Here is a 12,557-nt window from a genome sequence, read left to right as displayed (position 1 = left end):
CGCTGACGGACCGTCCGCCGACCGGGCCGGACGGGCTCCCTATCCTGGGCGGCATGCGCATCGATCTGCACGCCCACAGCAACGCCTCCGACGGCACCGACTCCCCGGCCGAACTGGTCGCCAACGCGGTCGCGGCCGGGCTGGACGTGGTGGCGCTGACCGACCACGACACGGTGTCCGGGTACGGCGAGGCGGCCGCCGCGGTGGCCGGGACGGGGCTGGTGCTGGTGCCGGGCGCGGAGCTGTCCTGCCAGGTGGACGGCATCAGCCTGCACCTGCTGGCGTACCTGTTCGACCCGGCGGAGCCGGCCTTCGCGGCCGAGCGGGAGCTGGTGCGCACCGACCGGTTCCGGCGCGGGCGGGCGATCGTGGAGCGCTGCCGGGAGCTGGGGGCGCCGATCAGCTGGGAACAGGTGGAGCGGATCGCGGGCGACGGCTCGGTGGGGCGTCCGCACATCGCCTCGGCGCTGGTGGAGGCGGGCGTGGTGGGGAGCGTCTCGGACGCGTTCACGGCCGAGTGGCTGGCCAACGGCGGGCGGGCCGACGTCCGCAAGCACGAGACCGACCCGGTGGCGGCGGTCCGGCTGGTGCGGGCCGCGGGCGGGGTGCCGGTGTTCGCGCACCCGGGCGCGGTGAAGCGCGGGCGGACGGTGTCGGACGCGGTGATCGCCGACCTGGCGGCGGCCGGGCTGGGCGGGCTGGAGGTGGACCACGTCGACCACGACGAGGAGACCAGGGGCCGGCTGCGCGGCCTGGCGGCCGACCTGGGGCTGTTCACCACCGGGTCCAGCGACTACCACGGCAGCCGCAAGACCGTCCGGCTGGGCGAGCACACCACCGACCCGGCCGCGTACGAGCGGTTGCTGGCGCAGGCGACGGGGGCGGCACCGATCACCGGCTGATCCCCGCCGCCCGGCCTCCGCCGCCCGGACCGCCGCGGTCAGTCCAGCGGGACGCCGCGGCGGGCCGGGTCGCGCAGGTCGGTGCCGTGCCCCAGCCAGCGCTCCTGGAGCGCCTCGGCGCCCTGGACGCGCTTGAAGGCGGCCTCGTTGGGGGTCATCGGCAGCAGCGGCAGGAAGTGCACCGGGTCGGCGGGAGCGGGCAGTTCGAGGTCGGCGACCAGGCCGCCGGGTTCGGCGGCCAGCACCGAGGTGAAGGGGGCGCCGGTCCACAGCGGGGAGCCCAGGTCGAGCGAGCCGCCGGGGGCCACCACCAGGCCCTCGACCTGCGGGCTGGCGGCGAACACCGCGAGCGCCCTGTGCACCTCGTCGCGGCCGCCGCGGACGGTCAGCACCAGTTCGGCGCGCGGGCCGCGCACCGGGTCGGCGATCGAGGAGGTCGGGTCGGCCATCGGGGCGGCGGCCATGCCGAGCGTCGCGTACCGGACCAGGCCGTCGGCGTCCGGGCCGAACCGCAGCACCTCGATCCGGTCCGCGCCGACGAAGGTGACGGCGGCCCGGCCGGTGGGTTCGCCGAAGGTGTCGGTCAGCCGGGCCTCGACCCGGGTGAGGACGGTCTGCCGGGTCGGGCCCGCGGAGCCGTCCGGGGCCGCGTCCGGGACCGCGTCCGGATTCGAGAAGTCGCCGAAGTGAGGGAAGTCGTGCGCCATGCGGCGACCTTAGCGCGGGCGCGCCGGGCCGAACCTTGGCGCGACCTTTACCCGGCGGAGGACGAATGCCGGGCGCGGCTCCGGGAAGAGCTGTTAATGTGAGCGGTCGGCCTTGTGAATACGAACCAGGGCCGCGACGGCCCCCGCGCGGGCCCCGGCGTGGAGGAGGTGGTCACGGTGGACAGCAGTCGACCATGCAGTACCGGCAGCTCTCTCCGGCCCACCCCGGCCCACCGCCCGCGCGGCTGACCGGGACCACTCCGCAGCGTCGCGCGCGGCCGAGAGAGCACCTTCCCCGGGCCTGATCCGACGAAACCCGCCCAGCGAACGGCTTTCTGACACTTCTTCAGCCCCGGCGTGTCCACCGGTGTTTTCCGCCGTCGCGTTCCCCCGGTACGTCCCGGGGCGCGCCGGTCCGGCCCTAGGGAGCCCGCGCCATGTCGATGATGCACAACCTGCGCGCCGCCGTCGTCCGTCCCGCCCGCCGCCGGGTCGGCGACGGGTTCGAGTCGAAGCCCGGCGACACCCCGTCCGCGGTGGTGGACTGCGCCGTCTACCAGCAGGGCAAGCGGGCCGCCGAGACCTGCAGCCCGCGCGAGGCCGCCCGGCAGGTGAAGGCGGCGCACCAGATGGGGCCCGGCTCGTTCAGCTGGATCGGCCTGCACGAGCCGACCGAGGCCGAGTTCGAGGGCATCGCGCAGCGCTTCGGCCTGCACCCGCTGGCCGTGGAGGACGCGGTGCACGCGCACCAGCGCCCCAAGGTCGAGCGGTACGACGGCATGCTGTTCGCGGTGTTCAAGACCGTCCGCTACGTGGAGCACGAGCAGCTCACGCCGACCAGCGAGGTGATCGAGACCGGCGAGCTGATGGTGTTCGCCGGCCCGGACTTCGTGATCACCGTCCGGCACGGCGCGCACTCCTCGCTGCGCGAGCTGCGGCACCGCCTGGAGGCCGACTCCGAGGGCACCGGCCTGCTCGCCAAGGGCCCGGCCGCCGTGCTGCACGCCATCGCCGACCACGTGGTGGACAACTACCTGCTGGTCGCCGAGCGCCTGCAGAACGACGTGGACGAGATCGAGTACGACGTGTTCGCCAACAAGGGCGGCCGCGGCACCGACGTCGGCCGGGTCTACCAGCTCAAGCGCGAGGTGCTGGAGTTCAAGCGGGCCGTCACCCCGCTGCTGCGGCCGATGCTGCAGCTGTCCGAGCCGACCGCGCGGCTGGTCGACCTCGACATGCAGAAGTACTTCCGGGACGTCGCCGACCACCTGGCCCGGGTCAGCGAGCAGGTGCAGGGCTTCGACGAGCTGCTGAACTCGCTGCTGCAGGCCAACCTGGCGCAGGTCTCGGTCGCCCAGAACGAGGACATGCGCAAGATCACCGCCTGGGCGGCGATCTTCGCCGTCCCCACCATGATCACCGGCGTGTACGGGATGAACTTCGAGCACATGCCGGAGCTGAAGTCGACGTACGGCTACCCGACCGTGCTCGGCGCGATCGTGCTGATCTGCGTCGGCATGTACCGGGGCTTCCGCCGCAACGGCTGGCTGTGACGGCCCGCCGGGCGGGGGCCCGGGCGGGGCGTCAGCGGCGCTCCGCCCGGGCCACCAGCACCAGGCCCAGCAGGATCAGTCCCACCGCCGGGTAGGCCGCCGCCGGGGGCCACTGGCCCAGCCACAGCGCGGCGATCAGCGCCGCGCCCGGGGTCTCCAGCAGGATCGCCGTCGAGGTGATCGACGGGCCCAGGGTGCGCACCACCCGGTTGCTCAGCGAGTGCCCGAGCAGCTGGGCCGTCACCATCAGCAGGAAGATCTGCCACCACGCGCCGGCCGGCCAGCCGCCCAGCCGGGTGCCGGTCAGCAGGCAGGCCGCCAGCAGCGCGAGCGCGCAGGTCGCGTAGCAGACCAGGGTGTACGCGGTGGTCGAGACGGTCCGCCGCACCTCCGCGCCCAGCAGCATGTACCCGGCCGCCGCCGCGCCCGCCGCCAGCGCCAGGGCGTCGCCCAGCAGGGCCCGGGCCGAGACCGTCAGGTCGACGCCGGTCAGCACCAGCACGCCCGCGAACGCCACGCCCGCGCCCAGCCAGACCAGCCGCGGCGCCCGCACCCCGGACAGCCGCATCAGCAGGATCGTCCACAGCGGGGTGGTGGTCACCAGCGCCGTGGACGACGCGACCGAGGTCATCCGCAGGCTGGGCATCCACAGCGCGAAGTGCAGCGCCAGCAGCACGCCCGCCGCCACCGCCAGCAGCAGCGCCCGCCGCGGGATGCCGCGCAGCTCGGCCCGGTGCCGCCACAGCGCGTACGGGCCCAGCACCGCCACCGACATGCCGTTGCGCCAGAACGCGATCGCCAGCGCGGGCGCGGCCGTCGCGCTGATCAGCGGCGCGGACAGCGAGATGCCCGCGATCGACACCGCCAGCAGCAGCAGGTCGGTGCGCGGCAGTTGCCGCCGCTCCCCCGTCGCCGGGGGCGCGGCGGGGGTGGTGGTGCTGACGGCGGTCACGGCGCTCCTTCGGGCAGTGGGGTGGACGGCATACACGGTAAGGGCTGTCCGGCCGTTACGGCACTGTCGTCCGGGGGATGGGACCGGCCCGCCGCGGCCCAGGCCGTACGCTGTGCGGCATGGAGCGTACGACGACCGCGAGCCCGACGGACTTCCTCGACCGGGCCCTGGTGGAGGAAGCCGCCAAGAAGTCCGGCCTGCTCTGGGTCCGGTCCGCCGGGCAGCCGCACGCCCGTCCGCTCTGGCACGCCTGGCACGACGGCGCGATCGTCGTCGTCGGCGACGGCTCCGAGCAGCCCCTGCACGGGCTGGCCGCCGGCACCCCGGCCGAGGTCACCCTGCGCAGCAAGGACAAGTGGGGCCGCCTGGTCGCCCTCACCGCCGCCGTCACCCTCCTGGACCCCGGCACCCCCGCCTGGGCGGGCGCCGTCGAGGAGCTCAAGGGCAAGCGCCTCAACGCCCCCGACACCGACGCCGTCGGCGACCGCTGGGCGCGCGAGTGCCGGGTGCTGCGCCTGGTCCCCGCCGACGGCCCGCTCGCCCCGCTCCCCGACGACGCCCTCGCCGCCGCGCCGCTGCCCACCCCGGCCACCACCCGGCGGCCGGCTCCGGCGGGGCTGCCCAAGCTGCTGTTCAAGAAGCGCAGGGGCTGACCGCCCCCACCCCCTTCCTGGCCCCCTCCCGGCCCCCTGCCCGGGCCGCCCGTTTTGGGGGCACCCCGCTTTTTTGGCAACCCTCGCCCGCGCAACACGCCTCCCTCCCCCTCCGCCGCTAGATTTGGGGGGTTGTGTCCGTTTCCGTCGGAGGGAGTCGCGCATGGCGGGGCCAGGCAGCCGGGTCTTCATCTCCCACCTCGCCGGTGTCTCGGTGTTCGACCCGAACGGCGACCAGGTCGGCCGGGTCCGGGACGTGGTGGTCTCGCTGCGGCTGGGCGGGCGGCCGCCCCGGGTGCTCGGGCTGGTGGTGGAGGTGATCGGGCGGCGGCGGATCTTCCTGCCGATGACCCGGGTGACCAGCCTGGAGTCCGGGCAGGTGCTGTCCACCGGGCTGCTGAACATGCGCCGCTTCGAGCAGCGCCCGTCCGAGACGCTGGTGCTGGCCGAACTGCTGGACCGCACCGTGACCAGGACGAAGACCGCCGACGAGGTGACCGTCCTGGACGTGGCGATGGTGCAGACCCGGCTGCGCGAGTGGGAGATCGACCGGGTCTTCGTGCAGGTCGGCCGCCCGAGCCGGCTGCGCAAGGCGAAGGGCGAGCAGCTGCTGCTGGACTGGTCGGCGGTGACCGGCTTCTCGCTGACCGAGGAGGGCCAGGGCGCGGCCAACCTGCTGGCCACCTTCGAGCAGCTGCGCCCCGCCGACCTGGCGAACGTCATGCACCACCTGTCCGCGAAGCGCCGGGCCGAGGTCGCCGCGGCCCTCGACGACGACCGGCTGGCCGACGTCCTGGAGGAGCTGCCCGAGGACGACCAGGTGGAGATCATCGGCAAGCTCCAGGAGGAGCGCGCCGCCGACATCCTGGAGACCATGGACCCGGACGACGCCGCCGACCTGCTCTCCGAGCTCCCGGAGGCCGACGCGGAGCGCCTGCTGCGGCTGATGGAGCCCGCCGAGGCGGAGGAGATGCGCCGGCTGCTCTCCTACGAGGAGGACACCGCGGGCGGCCTGATGACCACCGAGCCGATCGTGCTGGAGCCGGACGCCTCGGTGGCCGAGGCGCTGGCCCGGGTGCGGATCTCGGACACCAAGCCGGCGCTGGCCGCCCAGGTGTACGTGTGCCGCCCGCCGAACGAGACCCCGACCGGGACGTACCTGGGCACCGTGCACTTCCAGCGGCTGCTGCGCGAACCCCCGTACACGCTGGTCGGCTCGATGGTGGACGACGACCTGGACCCGCTGCCGCCGAACACCCCGCTGCCGCTGATCACCTCCTACCTGGCCACGTACAACCTGGTGGCGGCGCCGGTGGTGGACGAGGACGACCACCTGCTGGGCGCCGTCACCGTCGACGACGTGCTGGACCACCTGCTGCCGGACGACTGGCGCGAGGGCGCGGCGCACGGCATCGACCCCGAGACGAGCGAGGTGCACGGTGGACGCTGACCGCAAGCGCCAGGGCGACGGCACCCCGGGCCAGCGGATCCAGGGCGAGCTGCGCGAACTGCGGCAGCTGCGCGAGCTGCGGGCCCGGGAGCAGCGCGGCCGCCGCGAGGAGCGGCCGGCCGGGCCGGGCGGGCCGCGCTCCCGGCTGGACCAGCCGCGCACCGGCCGGCCCGGGCTGATCCGGCTGCCGGCCTGGGACCCGGAGGCGTTCGGCAAGCTCTCCGAGCGGATCGCGCGCTTCCTGGGCACCGGGCGGTTCATCGTCTGGATGACGGTGGTGATCGTGGTCTGGGTGGTGTGGAACACCCTGCTGCCGGAGGCCGTGCACTTCGACGGCTACCCGTTCATCTTCCTCACCCTGGTGCTGTCCCTCCAGGCCTCGTACGCGGCCCCGCTGATCCTGCTCGCGCAGAACCGGCAGGACGACCGGGACCGGGTCAACATGGAGCAGGACCGGGCCCGCAGCGACCGCAACATCGCCGACACCGAGTACCTGACCCGCGAGGTCGCGGCGCTGCGCCAGGGCCTCGGCGAGGTCGCCACCCGCGCCTTCATCACCTCCGAACTGGGCGGCGTCCGGTCCGAACTGCAGGCGCTGCTGAAGGAGCTGGACGACCGGCGGGAGTCCGCCGACACGCTGTGACCGGCGGCACGCTACCGGCGAGTCGGGGGTGGGGCCCGGCGCCGTACCATCAACACATGGCCAACGAGACAGAGGTGGCGACCGGGGTGACGGAGCAGTCCGTCAGGGAAGCCCTGAGCAACGTCCACGACCCGGAGATCAACCGCCCGATCACCGAGATCGGCATGGTGAAGTCCGTCGAGATCGGCGACGGCGGCGCGGTGAAGGTCGCGGTGTACCTCACCGTCTCCGGCTGTCCGATGCGCGAGACGATCACCCAGCGGGTCACCGACGCGGTGTCCGCCGTCCCCGGCGTGTCCGCCGTCTCCGTCGAGCTCGACGTGATGAGCGAGGAGCAGCGCCGCGAGCTCTCGCAGCTGCTGCGCGGCGGCGCCCCGGAGCGGGAGATCCCGTTCGCCAAGCCCGGCACGCTGACCCGGGTGTACGCGGTGGCCTCCGGCAAGGGCGGCGTCGGCAAGTCCTCGGTGACGGTCAACCTGGCGGCGGCGCTGGCCGCGGACGGCCTGAAGGTCGCCGTGGTGGACGCCGACATCTACGGCCACAGCGTGCCCCGGATGCTGGGCGTCGAGGGCCGGCCGACCCAGGTCCAGGACATGATCATGCCGCCGTCGGCGAACGGCGTGAAGGTCATCTCGATCGGCATGTTCACCCCGGGCAACGCCCCCGTCGTCTGGCGCGGCCCGATGCTGCACCGCGCGCTGCAGCAGTTCCTGGCCGACGTCTACTGGGGCGACCTCGACGTCCTGCTGCTCGACCTGCCGCCCGGCACCGGCGACATCGCCATCTCGGTCGCGCAGCTCGTCCCGAACGCCGAGATCCTGATCGTCACCACCCCGCAGATGGCCGCCGCCGAGGTCGCCGAGCGGGCCGGCACCATCGCCCTGCAGACCCACCAGAAGATCGTCGGCGTCATCGAGAACATGTCGGGCATGCCCTGTCCGCACTGCGACGAGATGATCGACGTCTTCGGCACCGGCGGCGGCCAGACCGTCGCCGACGCCCTCACCCGCACCGTCGGCGCCACCGTCCCGGTCCTGGGCTCCATCCCGATCGACGTCAGCCTCCGCGAGGGCGGCGACGACGGCCGCCCGGTCGTCCTCTCCAACCCCGAATCCCCCGCTGGCGCCGCCCTGCGCACCATCGCCGGCAAGCTCTCCGGCCGCCAGCGCGGCCTCTCCGGCCTCTCGCTGGGCCTGACCCCGAAGAACAAGTTCTGACGGCACCCCGGCAGGACGGACGGCCCCGGGCAGCGCGCCCGGGGCCGTTCGCGTGGGTGCCGCGCGGAACCGGGAGGGGCGTCGGGGCCGTCCACAGGCTGTGAACAGGAGACGGAACACGGGGTGCCTGGCGGCGGTGCTGCTGGTGCCGGGAGCACTGCTGGCGCTGCTCAGCGTGGTTTTCACCATGGAGCTGGAGGACCCGCTGTTCGTGGGCCTGCGCGACAACACCTCCGGGATCGCGGCGGCGGCGCTGGCCCTGGGCATGCTGCTGGTGGTGGTCGGGGCCGCGGTCGGCCTGCTCGGCCGCAGCCGCGGGAGCCGGATCGCGGTGCTGGTCGTGGCGCTGCCGCTGCTGCTCTTCGGGGCCTGGCGGGCGACGGTGCTGGCCCCGATGCTGGGCTGCGACGGCGGCCTGATCGCCCGGCAGGACGACGGCTCGTACGCGTGCTACGAGTGAGCGGCGGCGCCGTCAGCGGCCGTCGTACGCCGCCAGGTCGGTGACGGCGGTGAAGCCGACGCCGTAGGCGGACACCGAGCGGCCGTAGGCGCCGATCAGGACGCCGGGGGCCTCGCCGGCCAGCACCCAGCCGTGCTCGGACTCGCGGTAGCGGAAGGGCTGCGGGAGGCCGTTGACGGGGAGGGTGAGGGTGGACCAGGCGGGGCCGTCCAGGTCGTCGGCCAAGTCCCAGGCGAGGGCGGACTGCTGGTCGAGCCAGTTCTGCCGCAGGGTGCGGTCGAGGTTGCCGGGCCAGGTCGCGGCGAGCAGGCCGGAGCCGGCCAGCCAGGCGGCGGAGGAGGCGGAGGTGGCCTCCAGGGTGCCGGTGTTGTCGGCGCTGCGGCGCACGTCGCGGCGGGCGACGGTGACGACCACGGCGAACCGGCGGGCGTCGCGCGGTTCGGGGCCGCGGGCGGGCTCGTCGCCGTGGCCGAGGGTGCCGTAGTCGGGGGCGTCGGTGTCGGCGGCGGCGCGCTGCCCGGTGCCGACCTGGCCGAGCCAGCGGCGCCCGGTCCAGCCCTCGTCGAGGCCGTACCAGGGGAAGTCGGCGGCGCGGTAGCCGGCCAGCGGGTCTGCGGCGCGGCGGGGGGCGGCGGCGGTGCCTCCCGTACGGTGCGTGACGTCCACTGCGGGCCTCTCCTCAGCTGTGCTCCCCGGGCGCTCCATGGTCGCGCACCCGGGCCCTTCCGTCCGGGGAACCGGGCCGGACGCGGCCGGTCGTGACGGATCCCACAGGGCCCGCCGTCCGGAGGGGTAGTGCCACGATAGCGGCGCGGACGGCGATGCCCCGCCTTGCCGGGGCAGGGCGGGGCGTCGTCGGGGTGTGCGGGGCGTGCGGGGGGCGCGAGACCGTGGGGCCGCGGGGCGCCTCAGGTCGCGTCGGGGTCGAACGGGGGACGCTCGCCGACCGCCAGGGCCGGGCCGGGGTCGGCGGCCTTGGCGAAGTCCACCGAGGCGGTGGGCGTCCGGGTGGAGCCGCCGGAGTCGCCGTTCAGCGCGGACTTGATGTCGACGCTGTCCTTGAGGTCCTTGAGGCCGAGCGGGTCGTCGCCGTCGCCCATCAGCTGCTTGCGGACGAAGGTCTTCGGGTTGAGGTCCTCGAAGTCGAAGTTCTGGAACTCCGGGCCGAGCTCGCTGCGGATGTCCTCCTTCGCGTTGTCCGCGAAGGAGCGGATCTTGCGAATGAAGCCCATCGTGTCCTGGATCAGCTTGGGCAGCTTGTCCGGGCCGAAGATCACGATGGCCATGACGATGATCGTCACGACCTCCAGTCCGCCTATGTCTCCGAACACCTGAACTCCCCAGCACCCGACAACGCTGAATCAAGGGTAAACGCGGTCGTCCGCGGCCCCGGCCCCCGGAGGACGAAACCGTGGTAAAGACCACCCGGGTGACCGGCGTCGACGGCGTGCCGGTGAAGGCAGGCTAGCGCAGGACACGCCCCGGGTCACTGGCGGGCGAGGGCGTCGCGCTGAGCTGGTAGCGGGTGCGCAGCGGGTACTCCTGCACGTCCACCGGCTGCGGGGCGTGCACCGGCTGCTGGGCGTTGACCGGGACGATCGCCCCGCCGACCGGGGTGACGCTGGCCGGCTGCCGGTTGGTGCCCTGGCCCGCGGTGACGCCGCCGACCCCGCCGAGGGTGACGGCCGCCACCGAGAACGCCCCGGCGGCGGCGAACACCAGCCGGCGGCCGCGCGCGGCGGACGGGCGGACGCTGGGCAGCTCGCCGAGCGCGGCGGCCAGCGGACGCGGCATCGCGTCCGGCTCGCGGCGCGGCGCGGCGGCCGGGCGGACGCCGAACAGGCCGGCCCGCGGATCGATGCCGGGTATCGGCGCGTCCGCGCCGAGCGCGCCCCCGCCGAAGCCCGCGCCCCGGCCGAACGAGCCGCCGGTGAGCCGGCTGCCGCCGAACACGCCGCCGGACCCCGGCGGACCGTCGGGGCCCGGCTCGTCCTCGGGCAGTGCGGCGACCGCCATGAGTCTGGCCATCAGGGCGGCCGACGGGCCGGGCGCGGGGGCCTCGCTGAGGGCGCGCTTGACCGACCGGGCCTGCTCGGCCTCGGCCAGGCAGTCCGGGCAGGTCGCCAGGTGGGCCTGGACCCGCTCGCGGGCGTCGTGGCCCAGCTCGCCGTCCAGGTAGCCGGAGAGCCGGTCGCCCAGGTGGTGCTCCTCGACCGGCGGTTCGGCCGGGCGGACGGCCAGCGGGCGCAGCTCGGCCCCCGCCGGGGCCTGTTCGGCCCGGCGCAGCGGCGCCCAGCGCGAGCGGCCCGCGGTGGTGTCCGCGCGCTCGGGGGCGTGATCGCTCATGACCCCCTCCGGTCGCTGACGGCCGGTTCGGCGCCGACCGGCACGGGCTCGGCGGAACCGCCCCGGCGCGAACGGCCCGCGGCGGCGTTCGGCGCCCGGTGCTTGAGGGCGGCGCGCAGGTGCGAGCGGCCGCGGTGGATCCGGCTGCGGACGGTGCCGAGCTTCACGCCGAGCGTCGCGGCGATCTCCTCGTACGAGAGGCCCTCGATGTCGCAGAGCACGACGGCGGCCCGGAACTCCGGGGCGAGGGTGTCCAGCGCCTGCTGGACGTCCGCGTCGAAGTGGGTGTCGCTGAAGTGCTGGGCGGGGCTGGGCTCGCGGCTGGCCAGGCGCTCCGCCGCGTCCTCGGCAAGGGCGTCGAAGCGGATCCGCTGGCGGCGGCGCACCATGTCCAGGAACAGGTTGGTGGTGATCCGGTGCAGCCAGCCCTCGAAGGTGCCGGGGGTGTACGTGGACAGCGAGCGGAACACCCGGACGAAGACCTCCTGCGTGAGGTCCTCGGCGTCGTGCTGGTTGCCCGTCAGCCGGTACGCCAGGCGGTAGACCCGGGCGCTGTGCGCCTCGACGATCTCCTCCCAGCTGGGCGGCGTCCAGCTCTGCGCGTCGGGCCCCTCCGCGAAGGACGCGATCGTGCCGGCGGCCCCGGCCACCGAGTCGTCGGCTGCGGTCGACTTGTCCAGGGGGGAGTGCACAGACTGGTTCATCACGGGCTTCGGCGTACGGATCGACGTGATGCCGCGGGGGTGCCGCTGCACAGGGACGTCGCCCTCGGCCACACCTCCTCGGTCGGCTCTTCTGCCCAGCAGAGCCACCACCATATCCACCTCACCCGTCAAGCCCGGATAAGAGCCGTCGAACAGCGACCGCCCCGGGCGGTCCGGCCGCCCGTAGCAGTTCAACGGCCAGCCGTCGAACGCGGTTCCCGGGCGGCCAGTAGTCTGTCGCTGGAATTTGTCGACTTGGGTCGGCAACGGCGCTCCGGAAGAGGCAGCCATCACCGAGTTCGGGCCCCAGCGAGCGGCCCTCGCCGACACCTACGTCGGCGAGGACGCGGTGCTGACCTACGCCCGGGCCCAGTCGGCCCGCACCGGCATACGCGCGATCGGCCCCAGCGGCGGCGCCGCCCTGCGCCTGCTCGCCGCCGCCCTCGACGCCAAGGCCGTGGTCGAGGTCGGCACCGGCACCGGCGTCTCCGGCGTCTACCTGCTGCGCGGCATGCGCGCGGACGGGGTGCTCACCACCGTCGACTCCGAGCCCGTCCGCCAGCAGTACGCCCGCGAGGCCTACCTGGCCGCCGGGTTCGCCGGCAACCGGGCCCGCTTCATCCCCGGCCGCGCCCGGGACGTGCTGCCCCGGCTCGCCGACGGCCAGTACGACCTGGTGTTCTGCGACGGGGACCCGGCCGACTCCCGGTTCCACCTCACCGAGGCGCTGCGCCTGCTGCGGCCGCGCGGCGTGGTCTGCTTCGAGGGCGTCTTCCAGGAGGGCCGGCTCGCCGAACCCGAGCTCGACGACCCGCAGACCCGCGCGGTGCGCGACCTGGTCGCCGACATCCGGGAGAGCGACACCCTGCTGCCCGCCCTACTGCCGGTCTCCGACGGGCTGCTCTGCGCCGTCAAGCGCTGACCCGCCCCGGGCGCGCGCGGAACGGGCCCGGCCCCCCGCACCGGGGGG

At 74.6% G+C, this 12,557-nt stretch carries 14 protein-coding genes; 8 read left to right on the top strand and 6 right to left on the bottom strand.

Annotated features, from left to right (window positions below; translation table 11 throughout):
* The first annotated feature begins 53 nt into the window (after nucleotides 1-53).
* Nucleotides 54-902 (top strand): PHP domain-containing protein, encoded by an 849-nt coding sequence (locus HUT16_RS22350; RefSeq protein ID WP_176189886.1) that lies wholly within the window; start codon nucleotides 54-56, stop codon nucleotides 900-902.
* Nucleotides 903-940: 38 nt separating this feature from the next.
* On the opposite strand, the gene HUT16_RS22345 is transcribed toward HUT16_RS22350, so the two are convergent.
* On the bottom strand, nucleotides 941-1,609 hold the full coding sequence (locus HUT16_RS22345; protein ID WP_254897936.1) for a suppressor of fused domain protein: 669 nt from the start codon (nucleotides 1,607-1,609) through the stop codon (nucleotides 941-943).
* A gap of 437 nt (nucleotides 1,610-2,046) precedes the next feature.
* Between HUT16_RS22345 and corA the strand changes: the two genes are divergently transcribed.
* A complete protein-coding gene (gene corA, locus HUT16_RS22340; protein ID WP_176189885.1) occupies nucleotides 2,047-3,162 on the top strand; it encodes a magnesium/cobalt transporter CorA in 1,116 nt (371 codons plus the stop codon).
* 31 nt (nucleotides 3,163-3,193) lie between these two features.
* Here the strand turns inward: corA and HUT16_RS22335 are convergent, their stop codons facing one another.
* Nucleotides 3,194-4,054: a DMT family transporter gene (locus tag HUT16_RS22335; protein WP_254898346.1), complete on the bottom strand. Its 861-nt coding sequence runs from the start codon at nucleotides 4,052-4,054 to the stop codon at nucleotides 3,194-3,196.
* Between the two features lie 179 nt (nucleotides 4,055-4,233).
* Between HUT16_RS22335 and HUT16_RS22330 the strand changes: the two genes are divergently transcribed.
* From HUT16_RS22330 to HUT16_RS22310, 5 genes are all read left to right on the top strand, one after another.
* Entirely contained in the window at nucleotides 4,234-4,767 is a 534-nt protein-coding gene (locus tag HUT16_RS22330; protein ID WP_176189883.1) for a hypothetical protein, read from the top strand.
* Nucleotides 4,768-4,930: 163 nt separating this feature from the next.
* A complete protein-coding gene (locus tag HUT16_RS22325) occupies nucleotides 4,931-6,217 on the top strand; it encodes a CBS domain-containing protein (protein WP_176189882.1) in 1,287 nt (428 codons plus the stop codon).
* 76 nt (nucleotides 6,218-6,293) lie between these two features.
* Nucleotides 6,294-6,860, top strand: a complete 567-nt coding sequence (locus tag HUT16_RS22320; protein WP_254898345.1) for a DUF1003 domain-containing protein — start codon at nucleotides 6,294-6,296, stop codon at nucleotides 6,858-6,860.
* Nucleotides 6,861-6,916: 56 nt separating this feature from the next.
* Nucleotides 6,917-8,077, top strand: a complete 1,161-nt coding sequence (locus tag HUT16_RS22315) for an Mrp/NBP35 family ATP-binding protein (protein ID WP_176189880.1) — start codon at nucleotides 6,917-6,919, stop codon at nucleotides 8,075-8,077.
* A gap of 145 nt (nucleotides 8,078-8,222) precedes the next feature.
* Nucleotides 8,223-8,537: a hypothetical protein gene (locus HUT16_RS22310; protein WP_176189879.1), complete on the top strand. Its 315-nt coding sequence runs from the start codon at nucleotides 8,223-8,225 to the stop codon at nucleotides 8,535-8,537.
* A gap of 12 nt (nucleotides 8,538-8,549) precedes the next feature.
* Here HUT16_RS22310 and HUT16_RS22305 read toward each other — a convergent pair whose 3' ends face one another.
* The 4 genes from HUT16_RS22305 to sigE form a co-directional block, all read right to left on the bottom strand.
* Nucleotides 8,550-9,203 (bottom strand): hypothetical protein, encoded by a 654-nt coding sequence (locus HUT16_RS22305; protein WP_254897935.1) that lies wholly within the window; start codon nucleotides 9,201-9,203, stop codon nucleotides 8,550-8,552.
* A 242-nt stretch (nucleotides 9,204-9,445) separates the two neighbouring features.
* Nucleotides 9,446-9,868: a sec-independent translocase gene (locus tag HUT16_RS22300; RefSeq protein WP_176189877.1), complete on the bottom strand. Its 423-nt coding sequence runs from the start codon at nucleotides 9,866-9,868 to the stop codon at nucleotides 9,446-9,448.
* 133 nt (nucleotides 9,869-10,001) lie between these two features.
* Nucleotides 10,002-10,883: an anti-sigma factor gene (locus HUT16_RS22295; protein ID WP_176189876.1), complete on the bottom strand. Its 882-nt coding sequence runs from the start codon at nucleotides 10,881-10,883 to the stop codon at nucleotides 10,002-10,004.
* Nucleotides 10,880-11,701, bottom strand: coding sequence for an RNA polymerase sigma factor SigE (gene sigE, locus HUT16_RS22290; RefSeq protein ID WP_176189875.1), 822 nt, complete (start codon nucleotides 11,699-11,701; stop codon nucleotides 10,880-10,882). The genes HUT16_RS22295 and sigE overlap by 4 nt, the downstream gene beginning before the upstream one ends.
* 175 nt (nucleotides 11,702-11,876) lie before the next feature.
* On the opposite strand from sigE, the gene HUT16_RS22285 reads away from it, so the two are divergent.
* Nucleotides 11,877-12,509 (top strand): O-methyltransferase, encoded by a 633-nt coding sequence (locus HUT16_RS22285; RefSeq protein ID WP_176192807.1) that lies wholly within the window; start codon nucleotides 11,877-11,879, stop codon nucleotides 12,507-12,509.
* Nucleotides 12,510-12,557: the final 48 nt, after the last annotated feature.

This window comes from Kitasatospora sp. NA04385 (assembly GCF_013364235.1).
Classification (GTDB): domain Bacteria; phylum Actinomycetota; class Actinomycetes; order Streptomycetales; family Streptomycetaceae; genus Kitasatospora.
Note: the sequence above shows the minus strand (reverse complement) of the source record. Positions and strands in the feature narration are given on the sequence as shown.